The organism is Belnapia arida, from assembly GCF_016773205.1.
Lineage (GTDB): Bacteria > Pseudomonadota > Alphaproteobacteria > Acetobacterales > Acetobacteraceae > Belnapia > Belnapia arida.
Map to the genome: position 1 here is coordinate 1 of NZ_JAETWB010000015.1, position 22,942 is coordinate 22,942.

Sequence of the window (22,942 nt, forward strand, 5' to 3'; positions counted from 1 at the left end):
CGAGCGAACCGCCACACCGTCGCGTGGTCCGGGACAGCTCGGAGGCCGAGCACGCGGCGGAGTTGGCCGGACAGGCGCAGAAGGTCCTCCAAGCCACGGTAGGTCAGCCGCAGCCTCTCCCGCAGCAGGAGTAGGGCGAACAGGGTGGCTGGCGCGTAGGCCGGGGTGGCGAAGCGGCTTGGACTAGGAGCTACTCGGCGCGCCACTGCCGCAGAGAGCCGAGCAAAACGGAGCAGTTCATTGTCCATGATCCCCAACTGGGGCTTCAGGCTTTATCCTGCCCGAATAGGCTCGCGACAGAGCAAGTTTGGGTAAGCTCCTTCGATGTCTGCTCACGGGTATCGAAGCAGACAGACGAGCTGTACCTCGCTACCGCCGCTAGTCATTTTACCTAGCGATCGGCCGATTGGGAGTGTAACGCTGAAATCGGCCCGAACTGTTCCTCGCTGCACAACTAAGACCGAGCGCTCCCCTGCTACACCTGCATACCATTCGCACTGGCGGACATGCGATCCTCCTTCGCCTTGATGATCAAAAGTAACTCCTCATTAAGTCGAGCCCCGCTAATCCCATAATGGATGTGTCTGTGGCAGTTGGGGCAGACGGCAGCGACTCCTTCCGGCAAGTCGGGCCCACCGTCAGTTAGGCGGTTCATGTGATGGACTTCGAGGTACGGCCGACCGTCTACGCGCAGAAATGGTGCTCCACGATCGCAGGACTCGCAGGTACCAGCCGCGCGGGCCAATGCGTAGGCAGCGACGTCCCTGCTGCGAGCTAGGGAGGTGCGGGCAGCAATCGAAACCGTAGCTTCTGGTGCCATCGAACCGCTCGCTTGCGCTCGACGGCGCAACTCCGATAACGGAATCCCCTCGTCGGCGCCCTCAGTTAGGTCTGCCTCAGCCTGAACTGCCGGAGCGAGATGAAATACGATTGCCCGACGCATTTGGCCTTTGCTATCCGGTTGTTGGCGATATTCCCAACTCGCCACCACAAACGCACCCATGAAGCAAACAAAGCTCTTCGCCTCCATCTTAAAAAGAAGAAGGGCCTTGCGATCGCCTACGTGGTCGCGCAATGCGCGGTTCCCACGAATGAACTCCATGGGACCGACCTGTCCCTCGCCGAAGTAGCAAAACACGCCTTCGTCCCAGCCGTCGTCGTAGCCGTGTTGTGCGCCTGACCCTCCTGTAAACGCCAGGATCAATCGGCGGTCTGATGGCGTTGCAATCCCGCCCTGTTGTTGCCCGCCAAAGCGCGCGTGAAGATCACGCCGGCGAATTACCTCTCCGATCTTCAAGCCGTACATCTAGCTTCCTTCCAACTCTCCCACCGAGCTCGAATCCAACAGTCGCCGGGCAGATCAAATTTCAACCGTGTGCCTTTTCTGCGTCGGCAGATTTGAATGCGGGCAAGCGAGAACGGGCGGTTCCTTCGGCGGGGCGGGCCAACGGAGGTCCGGTTTCTACCCGTGACCGCCCTCCCGGACTGGCTAGTCAGTCCCCGCGCCTCGACATAGAGGCGCCGGAGCTGCTGCTTCGGCTGCGGGGGAGGGGCGGGGCCTGCTAGCCTCGCGATGAGGCGAAACCTCCATCGGCGCGACGCCAGCCGGGTCAGCGTGCATACCGCAGTAGCGGTCTGACCAGCGGGGGCCGTTGCAAGTGAGTGTGGAGAGCCCCCGCTGCGAGCTTCTCCCGCGCGCGTCATCGTTGTGAGATGAGTAGCGAAGCGGTTCCTGTTTCGATGCGGGCGTATCCGGAGGATCTCTAATCTCGCTTGCCGCCTGCGCGGCGCGCCTTCTCGAAGGAAACTATTTTTTCAGTCGGCTTCCGCTGGGCGAGTTGCTCACGCAGCTTGCCAGCAACTAGGGCTTGCACTTCGGCAGCTGCTTGGTCAGCCACGTGCGCGTATCGGCTTGTGGTTGCGGCACTGGCATGCCCAAGGTTGCGTCCAATCAGAGGCAGGCTAACGCCGCTCGAGGCGGCGACGCTTGCGAAGGTGTGCCTCAAATCATGCAAGCGGACCGCGTCGACACCGTCGAGCCCGGCTGCCTTCCGGATCGCGCGCCATGCCCGTTGTAAGCCACCTGCCGTCATCGGGCCTTGCAGTTCTGTCAACAGTGGAGCCTTGCGGCCGTTCACTAAAGCCACGTTTCTATGGGCAACAGAGGGGAAAACGAACTCGCTTTCTGGTCGACGCCATTCAGCACATCGCAGCAGCACCAGACGTACCGGCTTAGTGAGTGGAATGCGCTTCTCGCCACTCTTCCTAGCTGTCTTGTGCTCCCGCAGCACTATGCATCCTGTCTCATCTTTGACGGCATTCCACCGAAGGCTAAGCACCTCGCCTTTTCGCATGCCGGTTTGCAAGGATAGCTCGATCGCGGCAACCCAGTGCGGTGCACGGTGCTGCCAGTCATCTAGGACGGTGCCAAGCCGTCCTACTTCCTCTGGAGATAGGTGTCTCTCCCGCCGCGTTGTGCTGAACTGCCGCATTCCGCGGGCAGGGTTCGACGAGATGACTTCATGGTCACTGAGATGCCCGCAGAAGGCTGAGAGAACGCGGAGGACGGCTTTCATCCCCTCGGAGCCGAGATGCCGGTCACCGACCCGTCTTGGTATTTTAGCCGGAGTTTTATCTCGCCACTGGCGGATGCGCGAAGCAGTGAGTTCCCCCGGCTTCAGCGAGCCGAAGGCCGGGAGGATGTGGTTGTTCATTTTGCGCGTATAGTCCGCGATGGTACTGGCGGCCATTTCACCCTTCTTTGCGCGCAGTCGCAGAAGCTCCAGCCATTCTCGCGCATGAGCACTGAGGTTCTGCTGTCGGCGAGCCGCCACTTTCTCGGTCTGTGGGTCGCGACCGGCGCGGGCGCTGCTGTTCGCCTTCTCGGCGGCGTCCCGAGCAGCACTCGCGCTAATCTTCTTTACTGAGCCGAGGGTCAGCCGGCGTGTGCGGCCGGTGCCGTCTCGATACTGAAAGACGAACGATCGTCCGCCCCCTGGACTGATCTTTAAGCCGAAACCCGCCAGGCTGGTGTCCCAGATGAACGTATCGCGACCAGCGGAGGCTTTTGCTGGGTCCGCCACCAGCGGCGCCACCGCTTGGTCCGTCAGCCGCTTGCGTTGAACTCCAGCCATGTTCGCCTCCTGCTTACTGGTTTGACAGTAAGCGGACGAGTAAGCAAGGTCTGAGACACAGCCCGGGACAGGCTGAGACCACAAGCGACCATATCTTATTGAATTTGCGAGCGGATTTAATACCCACGCTCAGATTTCTCAGAGGAAGCTAGATTAGAGCACGAGACTTTTAATCTCGTGGCCGTGGGTTCGAATCCCACCCGGCTCACCAACCTCCACGCCTTACGCAACCCGGACGGTTTACCTAACTTTAAGACTGGATCGGAGCGGGAGCCGAAGCGCATCCTGCCCAGCCCAAACAATGCGGAAATCCAGGACATCACCATGAGCGACCACCCAATCATCGGCGTCTCGGACGAGGTGGCGGCCGATGCGGAGGGGGTCCGCATCATTCTCGAGACGCCAGCGGGGCCGCTCGCCCTCGCCATCCCCCTGCTGGTGGCGGAGCGATTGCTGGTCACCCTCCGCTCCGGGACGGATGATGCGCACCGGCAGCGGCTCGAGCGCGGCGATGCATTGCGCACCGCCATCGTGCCGACCGACCGGCCGCCGCTTGACACCACCGGCTGCATGGCGAGCCAGGCCACCGATGGCCGCATCCTGTTGCAGTTCCGGCATGCCGCGGCGGCGACCACGCAGATCTTCGTCCCTCCGATGGGGGCGGCGATGCTGGCCCGGGCGCTCGGCGAGCTTAGCGGGCAGACGCAGCCGCCGCGGGCCGTGGCCGGCGAGCCGGGGAAGCGGCGCAGCTAGGCCATGTGATTCATGCCCATGGGCGTCCGGACCTGCGGCGCTCACGCCCTGGTCCCAGAGCCGGACCCATGCTTTACCGGCGGCGCCAGCGCTGACCGGGACTCCATCGCATGCTCTCCTTGCCGGCCCTCGCGGCCGGGCTGCTCTCCGGCTTCGTCGGCTTCGCCTCCTCCTTCGCCGTCGTGTTGCAGGGGTTGCGCGCCATGGGCGCGGGGCCGGACGAGGCCGCCTCGGGGCTGATGGCGCTGTCCATCGCCATGGGCCTCTGCGGGATCGGGCTGAGCCTGTGGCGGCGGATGCCGATCAGCGTCGCCTGGTCGACTCCAGGGGCAGCGCTGCTGGCGGCCTCGGCGATGCCGGAGGGCGGTTTCCCGGTGGCGGTCGGGGCCTTTCTGGTGAGCGGCGTGCTGCTGGTGCTGGCGGGGCTGTGGCGGCCCTTCGGCCGGGCCGTGGCCGCCATCCCCTCGCCGCTGGCCAACGCCATGCTGGCGGGGGTGCTGCTCGGGCTATGCCTGGCGCCGGTGCGGGCGCTGGCGGAGGCGCCCGTGGCGGGCCTCGCCATCATCCTCACCTGGGCGATCGTCGGGCGGATCAACCGGCTGCTGGCGGTGCCGGCGGCGCTGCTGGTGGCAGTCGGGGTGATCCTGGCGACGATCCAGCTGCCGCCCGGCATCCTCGCGGCGGCGGGGCCGGTGCCGGCCTGGGTGATGCCGCGCTTCACCCTCGCGGCCGCGATCGGGATCGGGGTGCCACTCTTCATCGTCACCATGGCCTCGCAGAACATCCCCGGCATGGCGGTGCTGAACGCCAACGGGTTCCGGCCGGAAGCAGGGCCGCTCTTCGCGGTGACGGGGCTCTTCTCCCTGGCCGGGGCGCCGCTGGGCGGCCATGCGGTGAACCTTGCTGCCATCACCGCAGCGCTCTGCGCAAGCCCGGAGGCGGAGCCGGATGCGGCCCGGCGCTGGTGGGCCGCAGTCGTGGCGGGCGCCGTCTATATCGGCTTCGGGTTGCTGGCGGGGGCGGCGGTCGCCTTCATGGCCGCGGCACCGCCGGTGCTGATCCAGGCGGTGGCGGGGCTGGCGCTGCTGGGGGCCTTCGGCCATGCGATCCAGGGCGCAGTGGCGGTGCCGGCGCAGCGGGAGGCGGCGGTCATCACCTTCCTCGTCACCGCCTCGGGGCTCGCGATCCTCGGCGTCAGCGGCGCCTTCTGGGGGTTGATGGCGGGCGGCGCGATGCTGCTCCTGCACCGGCCGGGGTTGTTCACTCGAGCCTGATATGCGCCGCGTCGGCGACGCGCTGCCAGCGGGCGGATTCCTCGGCGATGGTTGCAGCGAAGGCCGCGGGGCTGGTCCAATGCGCAGTGGCACCCTGTTTGCGGAGGCCATCGCGGACACCGGGCGTCTCGCTCGCCTCCTTCAGTGCGGCGGAGAGGCGATCCACCACCGCGGCAGGCAGGCCGGCAGGGCCGAGCAAGCTGTACCAATTATCGGCCAGCACCTCCGGCAGGCCGGCCTCCGCGGTGGTGGGCAGGTCGGGCAGCATCGGGCTACGGCGCGTGCTGGCCAGCACCAGGGCCCGCAGCGCACCGCTCCGCAGGTGCGGCAGAACCACCGGCAGGTCGGCGAAGAGCAGCTGGATCTGCCCGCCCAGCAGGTCGGTCACCGCCGGCGCGGCGCCGCGATAGGGGACGACGGTAAGCTCCATCCCGCTTTGCAGGCGCAGCATCTCGGCGGCGAAGTGGGAGATGCCGGCCGCCCCGGCCGTGCCGATGGCGAGCCTTGTGCCGGGCCGCCGCGCCAGCGCCCTGAGCCCGGCGAGATCGCTGACGCCGAGGCCTGGCGCGGCCACCAGCGCCTCCGGCACCAGGGTGACGATGCTGACCGGGGTGAGGTCCTGCGGGACGCGATAGGGCACGGTATTGGTGACATGCGGGATGATGACCAGAGCTCCGCTGCTGGTCAGCACCAGCGTATGCCCGTCGGGCGGCGCCTTGGCTGCAGCATCGACGCCAATGACGCCGCCGGCGCCGGGGCGGCTCTCGATCACTACCGGCTGGCCGAGCATTGCCGTCAGCGGCTGGGCGTAAAGCCGGGCGATGATGTCGTTCGGCCCGCCGGGCGGGAAGGGGACGATCAGGCGGATCGGCCGGCTCGGCCAGGCGGGCTGCGCCCGGGCGATGGCGGGCAGGACGGCGGCAGCCGCCAGCAGATGGCGACGATGCATGGGCGATCCTCCGGTCTTTCGTTGCCGGGGATCATGCCCATGGGGGCTGGCCGGGGGAAGCGCGCCGGCTACCAGCCGTCGCGGGGCGGTTCCGCATAAGGCTGCCCATAGGGATCGGCATAGGGCTGCGGCTGGTACTGCGGCTGGTATTGCGGCTGATACTGGGGCTGGGCGTAGTAGCCCTGGGTGGGCGCGGCACTCCGTTGGTCCACCGAATTGCCGATCAGCCCGCCGACCAGCGCACCCGCCGCGGCGCCGCCGAGGATGGCCCCGCCGCCATGCCCGACCGCGGCACCGAGCAAGCCGCCGGCTGCGGCGCCGGTGACCGCGCCGGCTGCCGTGTTGGAGGGCGGCGCGGCGTAATAGGGCGTGGACTCCACGATGCAGCCGCAGAGCGGAAGCATCGCCAGGGCCGCGAGCCAAAACCTCGGTTTCATCTCATCCAACCTCCGATCCGCCCTCGCAACGCGCGACGGCCGGGAAGGCTGCATTAACCGTTTCGGATGGGACGAGGTCATGGCGCCGGCATGGCGAAGCCGGGGCAGGGCGCACCCGGGGCCTGCAGGCGAGGGACGGTCAGTGCCGGACGATCCGGGCCTTCCCAGAAAAGACCGCTGGCCTAGGGTGGCCGGACCGGTGGGACTGTCCCAGAATGAGGCCGGCCGGATGGCCTGCGCAGGGAGGCATCATGGTGAACACGGCGGATGCGGAGGATCCGGAGCGCCTGGTGCTGTTTGGCAGCTTCACCAGCAGCTCAAGCTACAAGCCGATGCTTTTCCTCTCCCTGTCAGGCGTGCCCTTCAGCTTCCGCACCGTGAACCTGAAAACCGGGCTGCAGAAATCGCCGGCCTATCTGGCCCTCAATCCCCATGGGCAGGTCCCGACGCTGCGGCATCGCGGGCTGACCGTGATCCAGTCCAACGTCATCCTCGACTATCTGGCACAGGCTACGGGCCGGTTCGGCGGCCGGTCGGAGCAGGCCCGCTGGGCGGCCAGGGCGTGGTTGTCCTGGGAGGCGGATGCCATCACCAACATCGCCAAGGTCCGGCACTACCACCGCTTCCGCAGCGTGGATCCGGCCGTGATGGCGTATTTCATGCCGTTGGCCGAGGCGGCTCTGGATGTCGTCGACCGGACGCTTGCCGACGGGCGGGACTGGCTCGTGGGCGAGGAGGCGCCGTCCATCGCCGATATCGGCTGCTGGGGCCGGATGGTGTTCATGGCGGAAGGCGGGATCGAGATCGCTCGCTGGCCGCATCTGCAGCGCTGGGCACGGCGCCTGGCCGATTTGCCGGGCTTTGCGCTGCCCTATGACCTGATCCCGAAGAGGGACGCCGAATTCGCGGGACGCAACGGGGAGGACCAAGGATGACCCATCCGCTTCGCATCGGCATCTGGGCGCTCGTCCATGGCAACCGCGCCGCGCTGCGGGACCCGAAGGAGCCCTATGATGCCTCCTGGCGGCGCAACCGCGGGCTGGTGCTGGAGGCGGAGGCGCTCGGCTATGACTGCGTCCTCGTCGCCCAGCATACGATGAACCCGCACCGCACCGATCTCGGCCAGCTGGAGGCCTGGACCGCCTCGGCCGCGCTCGCGGCGGAGACGCGCCGGATCGAGATCATCGCCGCCATCAAGCCCATGCTCTACCACCCCGTGGTGCTGGCCAAGATGGCCTTGCAAATCGAGGAGATCAGCGGCGGCCGCTTCGCCATCAACTTGGTGAATGCCTGGAACCGCAAGGAGATCGAGGATGCGGGCCTCACCTTCCGCGAGCATGACGAGCGCTACGCCTATGGCGCCGAGTGGCTGTCCCTGGTGGAGTGGCTGATGCGCGGGGAGGAGGTGCATCACGAGGGGCGCTTCTTCCAGGTCAGGGACTATGTCCTCCGCCCGACCTCTTCGAACCGGCCGCGCCCACGCATCTACATCGGTGGCGAATCCCCGCCGGCGCGGGACTTGGCCGCAGCCCAGGCCGATATCTGGTTCATCAACGGCCAGCCGCTGGAGAACGTGCAGGCGCTGATCGCCGATGTCCGGGCGCGGCCACGCCAGGGCGAGCCGGTGCGCTTCGGCCTCTCCACCTTCGTCATCGCACGGGAGACGGAGAAGGAGGCCGAAGCGGAATACCGTCGGCTGCTCGACCTGGCGGCGGAGGACACGGACATCAAGGCCTATGTGAAGGCCAATACCGACCCGGCCGTCGCCATGTGGAAGACCCAGGCGAAATACGAGAGCGTCGGCACCAATGGCGGGACCTCGGCCGGCACGGTCGGAAGCTACCAACAGGTCGCCGAGCGGCTGATGCAGTTCCACGCCGCGGGCATCGACACCCTGCTGACCCAGTTCCAGCCCTTCGAGCGGGAGATGCGGCGCTTCGCCGAGCATGTCATGCCACGGCTTGCGCATCTTCGCACCCGGTGACGGACAGGCTGGGCGATCCGAGGCCGAGCGCCTCTACATTCCCAGCCGATCCCGGAGGCGGCCTTCCCAAACCTTCGCCGCCACCCCGAGGCGCCAGAAGCCGTGGAAGGGCATCGTGCGGATCGGCGTCACCGGCATGGCGATCTCGGCGGCCGGCGTGCCGGTTGCCAGCCGCGCGACCTCGCCGCCCATCGCCGTCGAGAGCGCGACGCCGCGACCGTTATAGCCGAGACAACAGAGCAGCCCCGGCGCCGGCTGGTGGATATGCGGGTAGTGGTCCGGCGTCATCGCCAGCTGCCCATTCCAGCCATGCGTCCACTCGGCCCCGCCGAGCGCGGGCCAGAGACGCTCCGCATAGCGGATGAGATAGGCGACGGGCGAGGGGTCGGCGATCGGGCGCTGCGGCCCGCGGCCGCCGATCAGCAGGCGGTTGTGCTGGTCCACGCGCAAATAGACGGTGATATGGCCGCTTTCGTAAAGCGAGGCCCGCATCGGCATGACGTTGCGCACCACCGCCTCCGGCAGCCGCGTCGTCGCAGCGATGGAGCTGAAGACGGGGACGATGCTGCGGCGGAGGCCGGGCCAGAGATCGCCGGTATAGCCGTTGGTACCGAGGATCACCATGTCGGCCGTGACCGTCCCGGTCGGCGTGGCGATGCGCCATCGCCCCTCGGCGCGGGACAGCGCGGTGACGGGCGTGCCGCCATGCACCGCGGCGCCGGCCTGCATGGCGGCACGCGCCAGGCCGCGGGCGTAGTCCAGCGGCTGCAGGTCGCCGCCGCTTGCGTCGCGCATCACCGCGAGGTAGCGGTCGGCGCCCGTCGCCTCGCGCGCCGCGTCGCGCTCCAGCAGCGTCACCGGCAGGCCGCGGCGTATCCCTTGCTCGGCCGAGCGGCGCACGGCCTCGGCATGCGCGGGCTGGTAGGCGGCACGCAGCGTGCCGCCCTGGCGCGCATCACAGGCGATCTGCCAGCGGCGGATCAGGGCGAAGGTCGTCTCCGGCGCGCCCCAGGCGAAGCGCACCATGCGCCCACCGAGCTCCGGCCCGAACGCCGCCTCGACCTCGCCCGGGTCGGGCTTGAGCCCGGGATTGACCTGCCCGCCATTGCGCCCGGAGGCGCCCCAGCCCGGCTCGTTCGCCTCCAGCACCACCACATCGACGCCGCGCTCGGCGAGGTGCAGCGCGGTCGAGAGCCCGGTGAAGCCGGCGCCCACCACCACGACATCCGCCTGCCGGTCGCCGGCGAGGGGTGGGGTCGGCGGCGCCGGGCGCGCGGTCGCGGCGTAGAGGCTGGGCGGCAGGGGCGTCATCGGGCGGAGCCTAGCCCTTCTGCAGGTTGTAGAAGAGCGGCATGCCGGTGAGCATTCCTGTCAGGTTGCGGCGATAGGCGGTGAGGTCCCGCCACTGGCCCGTCGGGATATAGGGCACGTCGACGAGGGCCTGCTCCTGCAGCCGCCGCGCGATCGCCTGCCGGGCCGGCTGGTCCGGCGCCTCGACCCATTGCGCGCGGAGGGTCTCCAGCGCCTCGCTCGTTGGCCAACCCGGCCAGGCGGAGAGGCCGTTGCCGCGCAGCGCGAGATGCGATGTCGGGTCCCAGAGATCGAGGCCGGGGAGCAGCGTCGTCGTGCAGCTCCAGCCGCCCTGGTCAACCGGCCCGCGATTGGCGCGCCGCTGCAGCCAGACGCCGAAATCGACCGGGATGACCTCCACATTGAGGCCGGCGCGGCTGAACTGGTCGGCGGCGACATCGACCTGCCGCGCCATGGTCCCGAAATTCGCCGCCGAGAGGAAGCCGATCTTCTCGCCCTTGTAGCCCGCTTCCCGCAGCGCGCTGCGCACCCTGGCCGTGTCGCGCGGGCCGGTCAGCGCCTCCATCCCGGCATCGGAGGCCATGGGCGAGCTCGGGCAGAAGACGCCGACCCTGGCGTTCCAGAGTGCGGGGTCGTTGCCGGCGACCGCCGTCATGATCTCGGCCTGGTCGACCGCGCCGAGCAGCGCGCGGCGGATCGCCGGGTTGTCGAAGGGCGGCTGCAGATGGTTCAGCCGGAGGATGCCCATGTTGCCGGCCGGGTTGGTGCTGCCGACCACGACGTTGCGCTCGCGCCGCACCACCGGCAGCAGGTCGAGCAGCAGGTCCTCGTACCAGTCGACCTCGCCGCTGACGACGGCCGCGGCGGCGGTCGAATGGTCGGGGATGATTTGCCACTCCACGCGCTCGATGAAGGCGCGCTTGGGGCCGGCGGTGAATTGCGGCACGCCGTCCGGGCGGGGCACATAGCCCTCGAATTTCTGCCAGACGGAGCGCGCGCCGTTCAGCCGTTCACTGGCGAGGTAGCGGTAGGGCCCGCTGCCGACAACCTCCATCACCTGCTTGGTCGGGTCGGCAGCGAAGAGGCGCTCGGGCATCATCACCGGGATGTAGCTCGTGCTCTTGGCCAGCGCGTGCAGCAGCAGCGGGAAGCGGTGCTTCAGCCGGAACAGGATGGTGCGGTCGTCAGGGGCCGACAACTCGTCGGTCGCCGCCATGAGCATCTGGCCCATGACATCGACGCGGCCCCAGCGGCGGAGGCTCGCCACGCAGTCGCTCGCGCGCACCGGCTCGTTGTCGTGGAAGCGCAGGCCCTCGCGGAGGGTGATGCGCCAGAGCCTGCCATCCTCCTCGGTGACGTGGCCCGCCGCCATCTGCGGCTGCGGGTTCAGCGCATCGTCCATGCCGTAGAGCATGTCGTAGCTGAGCAGCGCCAGGTAGCGGGTGGAGAAGGCGGTGCTGAAGAGCGGGTCGAGGATGGTCGCATCCGCATTCGGCTTGAAGCGGATGACGCGGGAACCCTGCGCCGCCGCCAGCGAGGGGGCCGCGAAGGCGGTGGCCCCGGCCGCTTGCAGGAAATGCCGTCGCTTCATGGTCCCGCCTCGCCTGTCAGGGGTGATGCTTTAGCCGGCCCAGGAATCCGCCAGCGACCGGGTGATGATGCCGTCCTCAAGGTCGCGCGCGATCAGCGCGGCCGGGCGCTCGGCCGGCGGCCCGTAGCCGCCGCCGCCGCCGAGGCTGATGGTGACGACGTCGCCCCGGCGCAGCGGGAAGGAGACCTTGCTGTCGAGGCTGATGACCTCGTCGCCGCGCCGCACCTCGCACCGGCCCGAGGCGCCCTGGCCGCCGCCGAAGAGCCCGGAGGCGGCGCCGGTGAAGCGGTCGCTGTAGTAGGAGACCAGCGCCTCCTCGGCGAGGATCTCGTAGCTGCGGCTGAAGCCGGCACCGCCGCGCCGCGCGCCGAGCCCGCTGCTGTCCGGCCGCAGCGCGTATCCGGTGACGCGGAAGAAGGAGAAGTCCTGGTCCATCGCCTCAACCGGCGTGTTGGAACAGTTGGAGAGCGGATTGTCGACGGCGTCGCACCCATCGTTGCCGAGGCCGGCGCCATAGCCGCCGCCATAGACCTCGAGATAGACCGACCAGCCCACCGGCCCGAGCCAGGAGAGGCAGAAGGCCGTCGTCGTGTCGTAGCCCTGGGCGATGGCCCGGTCCGGCGCGGCCTGCGAGACCGCCATCATCACCGCGTTCCAGGCGCGCGAGGCGGAGATCATGCGGGCGCGCACCGGCGCCGGATGGTTCGGGTTGAGCAGCGAGCCCCGCGGCGCCGTGACCGTGATCGGCCGCAGCGCGCCGTCGTTGAAGGGGATGTCGGGGCTGGTCAGCGCCGCCTTGAGGCAGGAGACCGAGGCGGAGATCAGCGAGGCGAAGGGGCAGTTGAGGTTGGTGCCGACCTGCGGATCGGTGCCGGCGAAATCGACCGCGATGGAATCGCCCGCGACGGTGACGGCGACGCGGACGGTGATGGGGCCGCGGCCGAGCCCGTCATCGTCCATCTGCGCCTCGCCGCGATAGGTGCCGTCCGGCACCTCCGCGATGGCGGCACGCATGCGGCGCTCCGAGTAATCCTGCAGCGCGGCCATGGTGGCCTTCACCTTGGCCGTGCCGTAGCGCGCCGCGAGTTCCTGCACGCGCAGCACGCCGATGGCGTTGGCGGCGATCTGGGCGTCGAAGTCGCCCATGGTCTGCTGCGGCACGCGGACATTGGCGCGCAGCAGGCGCTGGAAGCCGCCGCCGTTCCAGTCGCGCGCCATGTTGAGCTTCATCGGCGGGATGATGAGCCCCTCGGCATAGACGTCGCGCGCGGCGGCGTTCAGCCCGGGCGCCCCGCCGCCGAGGTCGAGGTGATGCGCGACGGAGGCTGCGAAGCCGATCACCTCGCCGTCGACGAAGATCGGGTGGAAGAAGAAGACGTCCTGCAGGTGCTGGCCGCCGGAATAGGGGTCGTTGATGACGAGGAAGTCGCCCTCCTCCAGCGTCTCCTTCGGGAACATCGCCTTGCAGGGCTGGAAGATCGGCCCGATGCTGCCGAGCTGCATCGGGATCAGCTCGGCTTGGGCGACGGTGAAGCCCTCGGCGTCGAGCAGCGCGGCCGAGCCGTCGCGGGCCTCGCGCAGGATGGTGGAATAGGCGGAGCGGATGAGCTTCACGCCCATCTCGCGCGCCGCCGCGATCACCGACTGGCTGAGGACGGCATATTCGACGGGATCGAGCTGCATGGCTCAGCCTTCCTTCCGCAGCAACATGTTTCCGGCGGCATCGCGCGCGCCGCTCCAGCCGGGCGGGACCCAGGTGGTGGAGGAGTAGCCCTCGATCAGTGCCGGGCCCCGCACCACCTCGCCGGCGCCGAGCGTGGCGGCATCGGCAAGGCGGGCCTGCACCGTGGTGCCGCCGGTCACGACCTCGGCTGTCGCCGGGCGCGCCAGTTCGGCGGCGCGCTCCCGCACCTCGGGCAGGGCGTCGAGGCGGCGGCGCAGGCCGAAGCGGAGGCCGACCAGCTCCACCTTCCGTCCCGGCTCGCCGCCATGGAGATAGACCCGGCGGTGCTCCTCGGCGAAGCGCTCCGCCAGATCGGCGGCGGAGAGCCCACCGAGCATACCGGGGTCGACCGTGACCGGGATCTCGAAAGCCTGGCCAACGAAGCGCATGTCGAGCTCGAGGCTCGGCTCCAGCGGGCCGGTGAGGCCGAGTTCGGCGAACTCCGCCTCCGTCGCCGCGCGCAGGCGGGCGCAGTCGGCAGCGATGACGGAAGGCGTCTCCGCATCCAGCGCCAGCCGTCGCGTCGCGCCGCGCACCTTCACGTAATCGGCGGAGAGCAGGCCGAGCGCCGAGATGACGCCGGGGTTGGGCGGGACCAGGATCTCGCGGATGCCGAGCTCCTCGGCGATCTCGGCGGCCAGCAACGGGCCCGCGCCGCCGAAGGGCAGCAGCGCGTAGTCGCGCGGATCGCGGCCGCGCTCGGTGGAGACGAGCTGCATGGCGCGCACGATGTTGGCGACGGCAAGGCGGATTGCCGCCGCCGCCGCGCCCCGGATATCGGTGCCGAGACGCCGTGCCACATCCTCGAAGGCACGGTGGGCGGCATCGGCGTCGAGCGACATGCCGCCGCCAAGGAAGGCGTCCGGCCGGATCGTGCCGCGCACCACATGGGCGTCGGTGACGGTCGGCTGGGTGCCGCCGCGGCCGTAGCAGGCCGGCCCCGGCTCGGCCCCCGCGCTGCGCGGCCCGACGCGGAGCATGCCGCCGTCGTCGATCCAGACCAGGCTGCCGCCGCCCGCGCCGACGGTGACGATGTCGAGCACCGGCGTGCGGATGGGCAGCCCGTCCACCTCCGTCTCGGCGGCGAGCGCGGCCTCGCCATCCTGCACCAGCGCGACATCGGTCGATGTGCCGCCCATGTCGAAGGTGACGAGGTTGCCGCGGCCGGAGCGCGCCGCCTGCCGGATCGCGCCGACGACGCCGGCCGCGGGGCCGGAGAGAAGGGCGGAGATGGCGTTGCGCCGCATCGCCGCTGCCGGCATGCGCCCGCCGTTCGACTGCATGACGCTGAAATGGCCGCGGAAGCCTGCCTCGGCCAGCGTCGCCTCGAAACGGGCGAGGTAGCCGTCGATCACCGGCTGCACATAGGCGGAGAGGGCGGTGGTGGAGGCGCGCTCGAACTCGCGGAATTCCGGCGCGACCTCGTGGCTGGCGGCGATGGTGAGGCTGGGCATGGCCTCCGCGATCAGCTCCTTCAGCCGCATCTCGTGCGCGGGCGAGGCATAGGCGGAGAGCAGGCAGATGGCGACGGCGCGGTAGCCGCCGGCGGCGAGGGCGGGCAGCAGGTCGCGCGCCACCGCCGCCTCGTCCAGCGGCTGGATGACGTCGCCATCGGCGCCGATGCGCTCGCTGACCTCGAAGCAGTCGCGGCGGCGGACGGGCGGCGCGGGCTTGGCGTAGTGCAGGTCGTAGATCCGGCGGCGGTCGTGCCGCTGCATGAAGAGGATGTCGCGGAAGCCGCGGGTGGCGACGAAGGCGATGTCGGCGCCACGCCGCTCCAGGATGGCGTTGGTGGCGACGGTGGAGCCGTGCACCAGGTCCGTCACCGCCTCGGCCGGGATGCCGGCGGCGCCGAGCGCGTTGAAGGCGCCGATATCGGGGCTGCGCGGCGTCGAGGGGACCTTGATGACGCGCACCTCGCCGCGGTCCACCGCGACCAGATCCGTGAAGGTGCCCCCGACCTCGATGCCGACACGCATGCTTTGCTTCCAGACCTGCTGGAGGGTAGCTTAACGCGTCACGGCGGCTCTGCAATCAGATTGAAAATGCCTGGGCGATTTTTTCAATGACCGAGGAAAGCCTCAGGACCACGGCCATGGCCGCCACGCCCGCTGCGGGTCCAGGCCCGGCCGGGCCGGAGCGCGAGCCCGTGCTCGGGGGGCGGTTGCGCGGCATGCGTCAGCGCCGGGAATGGACACTGCAGGAGCTTTCCGCCCGCAGCGGCCTCTCGGTCGGCATGCTGAGCCAGATCGAGCGCGGGGTCTCTTCCCCCTCGATCCGCTCGCTGCAGAAGCTCGCCGAAATCTTCGCGGTGCCGATCGGTTGGTTCTTCAGCGACCCCGGCGCCATGCCGCAGGGCCCGTCCTGGGTTTTGAGGCGAGCGCAGCGCCGCGTACTGGACCTTTCGGCTAAGGGCATCACTAAGGAGCTGCTGAGCCCCGAGGGCGACGGGAAGATCGAGCTGATGCTGATCACCATCGAGGCCGGCGGCTCCTCAGGCGAGGCGCCATACCAGCATGCCGGCGAGGATGCCGGTACGGTTCTGGAAGGGGTGCTGGATCTCGAGGTGGATGGCGCCGCGAGCCGGTTGCAGGCAGGCGATTCTTTCCGCTTCGTCAGCACCTTGCCGCATCGCTTCGGCAACCGCGGGCCGCTGCGCTGCGTCGTCCTCTGGGCGGTGACGCCGCCGCTTTACTGACCTGCCATGCCGGACGAGGCGGTGGCCTCGACAGGGACGGCGAAGGGCGGAAGACTGCGTGGCGCAACCATCGGGGGATGTGGTGCTCCTACCGGACTCGCCGCAGGCCAGGCTGCTCGATATCCTGCGCGTCTTCACGTCCATGGGCCTGGCGAGTTTCGGCGGTGGCCTTGCCGGCTGGATGCACCGCGAGGTCGTCGAGCGCCGGCGCTGGATGAGCGAGGAGGGCTTCCTCGCCGGGGTCGCGCTCGGCCAGGTGCTGCCGGGGCCGAACAGCGTGAACCTCGCCCTTTATATAGGCCAGCAACTGCGCGGAGTGCCGGGGGCGGCGATGGCCTTCCTCGGCATCCTCGGGCCGCCCTTCCTTGTCATCCTCGGCCTCGCGCTGCTCTATGGCTGGGGGATGGGCATGGCGGGCTTCGCTGTGGTGCTGGGGGGAATCGCGGCGGCGGGGCTGGCGAACTCGCTGGCCACCGGACTGCGCACGGCGCGGCGGATGCGGGGCGCCTGGCCCTGGGCGGTGGTGGGATCGACCTTTCTCGCCATCGGGCTGCTGCGCTGGCCGATGATCCCCGTGGTGGCGGTAATGATCCCAGCCAGCATCGGCCTCGCCTGGGCCGAGGGCAGGATGCGTGGCTGAGCGGCTGCTGGCGCTGCTGATGGTCTTCGCGCCGCTCTCGCTGGTCTCGCTCGGCGGCGGCCCCTCGATCTTCGCCGAGATGCAGCGTCAGGCGGTTGATGTGCATGGCTGGATGTCGGCCGGGCAGTTCACCGACCTCTTTGCCATCTCCCGGGCGGCACCGGGGCCGGGCTCGCTGATCTGCGTCCTGGTCGGGTGGCAGGCGGCCGGCTTCCTCGGGGCGCTGGCGGGGGCGCTTGGCCTCTATGTGCCCTCGTCGTGCCTGTTGCTGGCCATCGGGCATTGGTGGCGGCGGCGGGGCGACAGCCCGGTTCGGCGGGTGATCGAGCGCGGGCTGGCGCCGGTGGCGGTTGGCCTCATCTTCGCCGGCGTCTACGCGCTGCTGCGGGCGGATGGCGCGGGCTGGATGGAGATCACAACCCTTGCCCTCTGCACCATCGCGCTGTTGCGGGGCGCCAGCCCTTATGCCGTGATGGCGGTAGTGGCGCTGCTTTATGCCGGCCTCCAGCAGGCGGGCGCCATCGGCCGTTAGCCTGCTACCTGTCCCGTTGACAGGGAGAGGGGCCGCGCAACAGGATGCGCGGCCAGTCACGACCAAGAACGAGGAACGCCCCATGGCCGATGCGCCCCGATTCGTCGAGCACGCCCGGGACGGGGATGTGCATGTCCTGCGCATCGCCAATGCCCCCGTGAACACGCTGCGGACCGAAGTGCGCGCCGGCCTGCTGGAGGGGCTCAAGGCCGCCTCCGGGGCGAAGGCCGTGGTCATCATCGGCTCGGGCCGTAATTTCAGCGCGGGCGCCGAAATGACCGAGTTCGGCAAGCCGCGCGTGCCACCCTCGCTCACCGATGTCTTCGACGCGATCGAGGCCTCGCCGGCGCCCGTGGTCGCGGCCATCCATGGCAATGCGCTGGGTGGCGGGCTGGAGCTGGCGCTGGCCTGCCATGCCCGCGTCGCTACGCCCGGAGCGCAGGTCGGGCTGCCGGAGGTGAAGCGCGGCTTCGTCCCCGGCGCCGGCGGCACGCAGCGGCTGCCGCGGCTGATCGGGTTGGAGGCGCTGAAGATCATCGTCGGCGGCGAGCCGGTCGCGGCCGAGCAGGCGGTGAAGCTCGGCTTCGTCGATGCCGTGGTCGATGGGCCGCTGGAGAAGGCGGCGGTGGAGTGGGCCCGGGCCAATGCCGGGCGCAGCTTCACCCTGGCACGGAACCGCACCGACAAGATTGCCGGTTATGACGCTGCGGCCTTCGAAGCGGCGGTGAAGCCGCTGACGGCGCGGACCCGCGGGCAGGAGAGTCCGCTTGGCTGCGTCGAGGCAGTGCGGGCGGCCTTTACCATGCCCTTCGAGGAGGGGCTGAAGGTGGAGCGCGACCAGTTCCAGCGCCTCGTCGCCGGGGAGCAGAGCCAGGCGCTGCGGCACATCTTCTTCGGCGAGCGCGAGGCGCAGCGCGTGCCCGACCTGCCGGTGGATGCCAAGCCGCTGCCGGTGGAGAGGCTCGTCGTCATCGGCGGCGGCACGATGGGCGGCGGCATCGCCATGTCAGCGGCGAATTTCGGCCTGCCCGTGACGATCGTAGAGACCTCAGCCGAGGCGCTGGAGAAGGGTCTGAAGCGCTGCGAGGCGAATTGGGAGCGCACCGTGAAGAGCGGGCGGCTCTCGCAGGCGGAGTACGAGAAGCGTCGTGCGCTGCTCAGCGGCACGACCGAGTTCGAGAAGGCGGTCGGCGAGGCGGATCTCGTCATCGAGGCCGTGTTTGAGAACATGGAGGTGAAGAAGGAGGTCTTCGCGCGGCTCGACAAGGCGGCGCGGCCGGGCGTGGTGCTCGCCTCCAACACCTCGACCCTCGATATCGACGGGATTGCCTCGGCGACGAAGCGGCCGGAGCTGGTCATTGGGATGCATTTCTTCAGCCCGGCCAATGTCATGCGGCTGCTGGAGAATGTGCGCGGCTCGGCGACCAATGCGACGGCCATCGCCACGGCGACCGAGGTTGGCAAGCGAATCGGCAAGCTGCCGGTGCTGGTCGGCAATTGCGACGGCTTCGTCGGCAACCGCATGACGGGCAAGCGCGGCCCGCAGGTGGAGAAGCTGCTGCTGGAGGGCTGCCTGCCGCAGGATATCGACCGCGTCATGGAAGGTTACGGCATGGCGATGGGCCCCCTGGCAACGGGCGACCTCGCCGGCCTCGATATCGGCGCGGCGGTGCGCAAGGCGCGCGGCACGGTAGCGCCGATCGCGGATGCGGTGGTGGCCGCCGGGCGCCTCGGCCAGAAGACCTCCAAAGGCTATTACGACTACGACGAGAACCGCAAGCGCATCCCCTCGAAAGAAGTCGAGCAGATCATCCTCGACACCGCCGAGAAGATGCAGGTACGGCGGCGGAAGATCGAGGATCAGGAGATCCTCGAGCGGCTGCTGCTGCCGATGGTCAACGAGGGCGCCCGCATCCTGGAGGAAGGCGTTGCCTCGCGGCCCATCGATATCGATGTGATCTTCGCCAATGGTTTCGGTTGGCCGGCCTTCCGCGGCGGGCCCATGTTCTGGGCCGACCGAATGGGGCTCAAGGCGGTGCGCGACAAGCTGGCGCATTACGCCGAGGCGACGGGCGACCGCAACCTGCAACCCTGCGCCCTAATCGAGAAACTCGCGGCCGAGGGCGGCAGCTTCGCCACCCTCAAGCGCGCCGCCTGAACCGAGAACGACAAGGAGAGACCCGATGGACCTCCGCTTCACCGATGAGGAAATCGCCTTCCGCCAGGAAGTCCGCGATTTCATCGCCAGGGAGCTGCCGGCCGAGACGCGCGAGCGCATGGTCGCCGGCCGGTCGCCCACCAAGCAGCAGGTGGTGGATTGGCAGCGCAAGCTGAACGCCCGCGGCTGGGCGGCGCCGGAATGGCCGAAGGAGGCCGGCGGTCCGGGCTGGACGCTGGCGCAGCGCTACATCTTCCGCGAGGAGCTGCAGCAGGCGCCGGCGCCCTCGCCGCTCGGCTTCAACATCAACATGTGCGGGCCGGTCATCATCGAATTCGGCACCGAGGAGCAGAAGAAGAAGTACCTGCCCCGCATGCTGAACCTCGATGACTGGTGGTGCCAGGGCTTCTCCGAGCCGGGCGCTGGTTCCGACCTCGCAGGGCTCAAGACCCGCGCGGTGCGCGAGGGCGACCACTACGTCGTCAACGGGCAGAAGACCTGGACGACGCTAGCGCAGCATGCCGACTGGATCTTCCTCCTCGTCCGGACCGACCCGACCGCGAAGAAGCAGGAGGGCATCTCCTTCCTGCTCTGCGACATGAAGACGCCAGGGATCACCGTCCGCCCGATCATCACCATCGAGGGCGGGCACGAGGTGAACGAGGTCTTCTTCGACGATGTGAAGATCCCGGCGGAGAACCTGGTCGGCGAGGAGAACCATGGCTGGGACTGCGCGAAATTCCTGCTCGGCAACGAGCGTTTCGGCCAGGCGCGGGTCGGCGCCTCGCGCGAGCGCATCCGCCGGCTGAAGGTGATCGCGCAGGAGAGCATGGATGGCGGCAGGCCGCTGATGGAGGACCCTGACTTCCGCCGCAAGGTCACGGAGATCGAGGTTGAGTTGAAGGCGCTGGAGATGACCGTCATGCGCGTCATCGCCACCGAGTCCAAGCGGAAGGACAAGAAGCCCGATCCGGCGACCTCGGTGCTCAAGATCAAGGGCACCGAGATCCAGCAAATGTGCTCCGAGCTGCTGATGAAGGCGGCCGGTCCCTATGCCTGGGCGGATGGCGACCCGGACGAGGAGGACGGCAGCAACGAAGTGGATGTCGCGCCCGACTGGGCCTTCGGCCTGGCCGGCGTCTACTTCAACTGGCGCAAGCAGAGCATCTACGGCGGATCGAACGAGATCCAGCGCAACATCATGGCCAAAGCCTTCCTGGGGCTCTGAGGGAACATGGACTTCGACCTGACGGAAGAGCAGCGCCTGCTGCAGGACAGCGTGGCCCGGCTGCTCGGCGACAAATACGGCTTCGAGCAGCGCAAGGGCTACATGAAGTCGGCAGATGGCTGGAGCCGCGAGGTCTGGTCGCAGTATGCCGAACTCGGCCTGCTTGGCCTGCCCTTCGGCGAGGACGAGGGCGGCTTCGGCGGCGGCCCGGTCGAGACCCTGATCGTCGCCGAGCAGATCGGGCGGTACATCACCCTCGAGCCCTGGATGAGCACCGTCGTCATCGGCGGCGGCTTCCTCCGTCATGGCGCCTCGCAGGAATTGCGCAACGAGCTGGTGCCGCAGGTGGCCTCGGGCGAGATGCTGCTGGCCTTCGCCCAGGTGGAGCGGCAGTCGCGCTACGACCTCTTCGACGTGGCGACGACGGCGAAGCGCGATGGCGATGGCTGGGTCATCAACGGCCGCAAGGGCTATGTAGTGCATGGCGACAGCGCCGACCGGCTGATCGTCACCGCCCGCACCGCCGGCGATCGGCGCGAACGGAAGGGCATCGGCGTCTTCCTCGTCGATGCCAAGGGGCCGGGGGTGGAGCGGCGCGGCTACCGCACCGTCGATGGGCAACGGGCCGCCGAGGTCGAGCTCTCCGGCGCGCGGGCCGTCGCCGTGCTCGGCAACCCGGAGGACGGGCTGCCGCTGGTCGACCAAGTGGTGGATGAATGCATCGCGGCGCTGGCTGGCGAGGCGGTCGGGGCCATGCAGGCGGTGCACGACATGACCATCGACTACATGAAGACGCGCCAGCAATTCGGCCGGCCGATCGGCAGCTTCCAGGCCTTGCAGCACCGCGCCGCGGACATGCTGGTGGCGCTGGAGCAGTCGCGTTCCATGTCGTACTTCGCCGCCATGTCCGCTGCCGAGCGCAACCCGGTGGAGCGGCGCAAGGCCATGGCGGCGGTGAAGGTGCAGATCGGCCGCTCGGCGCGCTTCGTCGGACAGCAAAGCGTCCAGCTGCATGGCGGCATCGCCATGACCATCGAGTATGCCGCCGGCCACTACTTCAAGCGCTTGACGGTGAACGACGCGATGTTCGGCGATGCTGACCATTACGTCCGCGACCTATCGGAGACGGGCGGGTTGGTGGCGGCGGCCTGACGGAAGGGTGCCACACGGCCGGAGCGCCACGGCGCTCCGGCTCTCAGGCCCCTGCCACTAAAGTGGGGCAACGGATCGAAAATCGTTTGCACGATAACGGGTAGTGCGGTTCCATATCGTCTTCGCAGTTGCAGCGGGACCGGGGGCAGCATGGTGGGACGGGTGATCGGGCGCCGCCAGATACTGGCGGGCGCCGGCATGGCGGCTTTGGCGGCGCCGGGCATCACCCGGGCGCAGGGCGAGGCCATCCGCATCGGCGAAATCAACAGCTACACCGCCCAGCCCGCCTTCCTCCAACCCTACCGCAATGCCTGGCTTCTGGCGCAGGAGCAGGTGAATGCCGCCGGCGGCATCAACGGGCGCCGCATCGAAACCGTCTTCCGCGACGACGCCGGGCGGCCAGAGGATGCCGTCCGCCTCGCCGGCGAACTTGTGAATGCGGAGAAGGTCGCGCTGCTCGCGGGCGGCTTCCTCTCCAATGTCGGCCTTGCGCTCGGCGACTTCGCCAACCAGAACAAGAAGCTCTTCGTCGCCAGCGAGCCGCTGACCGATGCGCTCGTCTGGGGCAAGGGCAACCGCTACACCTTCCGCCTCCGTGCCAGCACCTACATGCAGTCCGCCATGCTGGTCGAGGAGGCGGCGAAGCTGCCCGTCAAGCGCTGGGCCACCGTCGCTCCGAACTACGAGTATGGCCAGTCCGCCGTGCGCTGGTTCAAGGAGCTGCTGAGCCGCGCCAAGCCGGACGTTCAGTTCGTCGCCGAGCAATTCCCAGCGCTCGGCCGCATCGATGCCGGCGCCACGGTGCAGGCCCTGGCTGCGGCCAATCCGGAGGCGATCTTCAACGTCACCTTCGGCGCCGACCTCACCAATTTCGTCCGCCAGGGCTCGACCCGCGGGCTGTTCGAGCGGCGCCGCGTCGTCTCCTTGCTGACTGGCGAGCCGGAATATCTCGACCCGCTCGGCGACGAGGCGCCGGAGGGTTGGATCGTCACCGGCTATCCCTGGGAGCAGATCGACACGCCGGTCCATACGGCCTTCCGCGAGGCCTATCGCCGCCGCTGGAACGACTATCCGCGCCTCGGCAGCGTCGTCGGCTTTGACACTGTGATGGCGATCGCGGCGCTGCTGAAGAAGTCGCCCACGCTCGAGACCGAGGCGTTGGTCGATGCCATGACCGGTCTGCAATTCCAGTCCGTGCTCGGGCCGGTGCAGTTCCGGGCCATCGACCACCAGTCCACCATGGGTGCCTTCGTCGGCCGCACCGTGCTGAAAAACGGCAAGGGGGCGATGGCCGAGTGGCGCTATGCCGATGGCAAGGACTATCTGCCCTCGGACGATGTCGTCCGGACCCTGCGGCCCCAGACCTGACGCAGGCCAC

At 68.9% G+C, this 22,942-nt stretch carries 20 protein-coding genes and 1 tRNA gene; 12 read left to right on the forward strand and 9 right to left on the reverse strand.

Annotated elements, in window-relative coordinates:
* From JMJ56_RS21265 to JMJ56_RS21275, 3 genes are all read right to left on the reverse strand, one after another.
* A partial coding sequence (locus JMJ56_RS21265) for a transposase (RefSeq protein WP_202833785.1) occupies positions 1 to 248 on the reverse strand: 248 nt, incomplete at its 3' end.
* Between the two features lie 227 nt (positions 249 to 475).
* Positions 476 to 1,306 carry an HNH endonuclease gene (locus tag JMJ56_RS21270; protein ID WP_202833786.1) on the reverse strand — a complete coding sequence of 277 codons (831 nt, stop codon included), beginning with the start codon at positions 1,304 to 1,306 and terminating at the stop codon, positions 476 to 478.
* Between the two features lie 457 nt (positions 1,307 to 1,763).
* Positions 1,764 to 3,134 (reverse strand): site-specific integrase, encoded by a 1,371-nt coding sequence (locus JMJ56_RS21275; RefSeq protein ID WP_202833787.1) that lies wholly within the window; start codon positions 3,132 to 3,134, stop codon positions 1,764 to 1,766.
* Between the two features lie 141 nt (positions 3,135 to 3,275).
* Here JMJ56_RS21275 and JMJ56_RS21280 point away from each other — a divergent pair.
* From JMJ56_RS21280 to JMJ56_RS21290, 3 genes are all read left to right on the forward strand, one after another.
* Positions 3,276 to 3,345 (forward strand) — tRNA-Lys (locus JMJ56_RS21280).
* Between the two features lie 113 nt (positions 3,346 to 3,458).
* Positions 3,459 to 3,887 (forward strand): hypothetical protein, encoded by a 429-nt coding sequence (locus JMJ56_RS21285; protein WP_202833788.1) that lies wholly within the window; start codon positions 3,459 to 3,461, stop codon positions 3,885 to 3,887.
* Between the two features lie 110 nt (positions 3,888 to 3,997).
* Positions 3,998 to 5,161: a benzoate/H(+) symporter BenE family transporter gene (locus tag JMJ56_RS21290; RefSeq protein WP_202833789.1), complete on the forward strand. Its 1,164-nt coding sequence runs from the start codon at positions 3,998 to 4,000 to the stop codon at positions 5,159 to 5,161.
* Here the strand turns inward: JMJ56_RS21290 and JMJ56_RS21295 are convergent.
* Positions 5,148 to 6,110: a Bug family tripartite tricarboxylate transporter substrate binding protein gene (locus JMJ56_RS21295; RefSeq protein ID WP_202833790.1), complete on the reverse strand. Its 963-nt coding sequence runs from the start codon at positions 6,108 to 6,110 to the stop codon at positions 5,148 to 5,150. The two genes, JMJ56_RS21290 and JMJ56_RS21295, sit on opposite strands and share 14 nt — an antisense overlap.
* Before the next feature lie 68 nt (positions 6,111 to 6,178).
* Positions 6,179 to 6,547 carry a glycine zipper domain-containing protein gene (locus JMJ56_RS21300; RefSeq protein WP_202833791.1) on the reverse strand — a complete coding sequence of 123 codons (369 nt, stop codon included), beginning with the start codon at positions 6,545 to 6,547 and terminating at the stop codon, positions 6,179 to 6,181.
* Positions 6,548 to 6,798: 251 nt separating this feature from the next.
* Here JMJ56_RS21300 and JMJ56_RS21305 point away from each other — a divergent pair, with 251 nt between their 5' ends.
* Positions 6,799 to 7,482, forward strand: a complete 684-nt coding sequence (locus JMJ56_RS21305; protein ID WP_202833792.1) for a glutathione S-transferase family protein — start codon at positions 6,799 to 6,801, stop codon at positions 7,480 to 7,482.
* On the forward strand, positions 7,479 to 8,531 hold the full coding sequence (locus JMJ56_RS21310) for an LLM class flavin-dependent oxidoreductase (protein ID WP_202833793.1): 1,053 nt from the start codon (positions 7,479 to 7,481) through the stop codon (positions 8,529 to 8,531). The genes JMJ56_RS21305 and JMJ56_RS21310 overlap by 4 nt, the downstream gene beginning before the upstream one ends.
* Before the next feature lie 33 nt (positions 8,532 to 8,564).
* On the opposite strand, the gene JMJ56_RS21315 is transcribed toward JMJ56_RS21310, so the two are convergent.
* Genes JMJ56_RS21315 through JMJ56_RS21330 form a run of 4 tightly spaced genes read right to left on the reverse strand, consistent with a single transcriptional unit; the run spans position 8,565 to position 15,135 of the window.
* Complete coding sequence (locus JMJ56_RS21315) at positions 8,565 to 9,842, reverse strand: NAD(P)/FAD-dependent oxidoreductase (protein WP_202833794.1); 1,278 nt, start codon at positions 9,840 to 9,842, stop codon at positions 8,565 to 8,567.
* Positions 9,843 to 9,852: 10 nt separating this feature from the next.
* Positions 9,853 to 11,433 (reverse strand): ABC transporter substrate-binding protein, encoded by a 1,581-nt coding sequence (locus JMJ56_RS21320; RefSeq protein WP_202833795.1) that lies wholly within the window; start codon positions 11,431 to 11,433, stop codon positions 9,853 to 9,855.
* A gap of 30 nt (positions 11,434 to 11,463) precedes the next feature.
* Positions 11,464 to 13,116, reverse strand: a complete 1,653-nt coding sequence (locus tag JMJ56_RS21325; protein WP_202833796.1) for a hydantoinase B/oxoprolinase family protein — start codon at positions 13,114 to 13,116, stop codon at positions 11,464 to 11,466.
* A 3-nt stretch (positions 13,117 to 13,119) separates the two neighbouring features.
* On the reverse strand, positions 13,120 to 15,135 hold the full coding sequence (locus JMJ56_RS21330; RefSeq protein ID WP_202833797.1) for a hydantoinase/oxoprolinase family protein: 2,016 nt from the start codon (positions 15,133 to 15,135) through the stop codon (positions 13,120 to 13,122).
* Between the two features lie 86 nt (positions 15,136 to 15,221).
* On the opposite strand from JMJ56_RS21330, the gene JMJ56_RS21335 reads away from it, so the two are divergent.
* The 7 genes from JMJ56_RS21335 (at position 15,222) to JMJ56_RS21365 (ending at position 22,932) form a co-directional block, all read left to right on the forward strand.
* Entirely contained in the window at positions 15,222 to 15,854 is a 633-nt protein-coding gene (locus JMJ56_RS21335) for a helix-turn-helix domain-containing protein (protein ID WP_202833798.1), read from the forward strand.
* A 58-nt stretch (positions 15,855 to 15,912) separates the two neighbouring features.
* Complete coding sequence (locus JMJ56_RS21340; protein ID WP_202833799.1) at positions 15,913 to 16,494, forward strand: chromate transporter; 582 nt, start codon at positions 15,913 to 15,915, stop codon at positions 16,492 to 16,494.
* Entirely contained in the window at positions 16,487 to 17,026 is a 540-nt protein-coding gene (locus JMJ56_RS21345) for a chromate transporter (protein ID WP_202833800.1), read from the forward strand. Before JMJ56_RS21340 ends, JMJ56_RS21345 begins: the two co-directional genes overlap by 8 nt.
* Before the next feature lie 82 nt (positions 17,027 to 17,108).
* The gene (locus JMJ56_RS21350; protein ID WP_202833801.1) at positions 17,109 to 19,184 is read left to right on the forward strand and encodes a 3-hydroxyacyl-CoA dehydrogenase NAD-binding domain-containing protein; all 2,076 of its coding nucleotides are present in this window, start codon (positions 17,109 to 17,111) and stop codon (positions 19,182 to 19,184) included.
* Between the two features lie 25 nt (positions 19,185 to 19,209).
* Complete coding sequence (locus JMJ56_RS21355) at positions 19,210 to 20,412, forward strand: acyl-CoA dehydrogenase family protein (RefSeq protein WP_202833802.1); 1,203 nt, start codon at positions 19,210 to 19,212, stop codon at positions 20,410 to 20,412.
* A 6-nt stretch (positions 20,413 to 20,418) separates the two neighbouring features.
* Positions 20,419 to 21,564 (forward strand): acyl-CoA dehydrogenase family protein, encoded by a 1,146-nt coding sequence (locus tag JMJ56_RS21360; protein ID WP_202833803.1) that lies wholly within the window; start codon positions 20,419 to 20,421, stop codon positions 21,562 to 21,564.
* A 150-nt stretch (positions 21,565 to 21,714) separates the two neighbouring features.
* Positions 21,715 to 22,932: an ABC transporter substrate-binding protein gene (locus tag JMJ56_RS21365; RefSeq protein ID WP_202833804.1), complete on the forward strand. Its 1,218-nt coding sequence runs from the start codon at positions 21,715 to 21,717 to the stop codon at positions 22,930 to 22,932.
* Positions 22,933 to 22,942 lie beyond the last annotated feature (10 nt).

Excerpts from the sequence above, each read along its gene's own strand:
- JMJ56_RS21365 (WP_202833804.1), top strand. The coding sequence starts at position 21,715 with ATGGTGGGACGGGTGATCGGGCGCCGCCAGATACTGGCGGGCGCCGGC.
- JMJ56_RS21350 (WP_202833801.1), top strand. The coding sequence starts at position 17,109 with ATGGCCGATGCGCCCCGATTCGTCGAGCACGCCCGGGACGGGGATGTG.
- JMJ56_RS21335 (WP_202833798.1), top strand. The coding sequence starts at position 15,222 with ATGACCGAGGAAAGCCTCAGGACCACGGCCATGGCCGCCACGCCCGCT.
- JMJ56_RS21310 (WP_202833793.1), top strand. The coding sequence starts at position 7,479 with ATGACCCATCCGCTTCGCATCGGCATCTGGGCGCTCGTCCATGGCAAC.
- JMJ56_RS21305 (WP_202833792.1), top strand. The coding sequence starts at position 6,799 with ATGGTGAACACGGCGGATGCGGAGGATCCGGAGCGCCTGGTGCTGTTT.
- JMJ56_RS21360 (WP_202833803.1), top strand. The coding sequence starts at position 20,419 with ATGGACTTCGACCTGACGGAAGAGCAGCGCCTGCTGCAGGACAGCGTG.
- JMJ56_RS21295 (WP_202833790.1), bottom strand. The coding sequence starts at position 6,110 with ATGCATCGTCGCCATCTGCTGGCGGCTGCCGCCGTCCTGCCCGCCATC.
- JMJ56_RS21325 (WP_202833796.1), bottom strand. The coding sequence starts at position 13,116 with ATGCAGCTCGATCCCGTCGAATATGCCGTCCTCAGCCAGTCGGTGATC.
- JMJ56_RS21300 (WP_202833791.1), bottom strand. The coding sequence starts at position 6,547 with ATGAAACCGAGGTTTTGGCTCGCGGCCCTGGCGATGCTTCCGCTCTGC.
- JMJ56_RS21355 (WP_202833802.1), top strand. The coding sequence starts at position 19,210 with ATGGACCTCCGCTTCACCGATGAGGAAATCGCCTTCCGCCAGGAAGTC.
- JMJ56_RS21330 (WP_202833797.1), bottom strand. The coding sequence starts at position 15,135 with ATGCGTGTCGGCATCGAGGTCGGGGGCACCTTCACGGATCTGGTCGCG.
- JMJ56_RS21315 (WP_202833794.1), bottom strand. The coding sequence starts at position 9,842 with ATGACGCCCCTGCCGCCCAGCCTCTACGCCGCGACCGCGCGCCCGGCG.
- JMJ56_RS21320 (WP_202833795.1), bottom strand. The coding sequence starts at position 11,433 with ATGAAGCGACGGCATTTCCTGCAAGCGGCCGGGGCCACCGCCTTCGCG.
- JMJ56_RS21285 (WP_202833788.1), top strand. The coding sequence starts at position 3,459 with ATGAGCGACCACCCAATCATCGGCGTCTCGGACGAGGTGGCGGCCGAT.
- JMJ56_RS21290 (WP_202833789.1), top strand. The coding sequence starts at position 3,998 with ATGCTCTCCTTGCCGGCCCTCGCGGCCGGGCTGCTCTCCGGCTTCGTC.
- JMJ56_RS21270 (WP_202833786.1), bottom strand. The coding sequence starts at position 1,306 with ATGTACGGCTTGAAGATCGGAGAGGTAATTCGCCGGCGTGATCTTCAC.
- JMJ56_RS21275 (WP_202833787.1), bottom strand. The coding sequence starts at position 3,134 with ATGGCTGGAGTTCAACGCAAGCGGCTGACGGACCAAGCGGTGGCGCCG.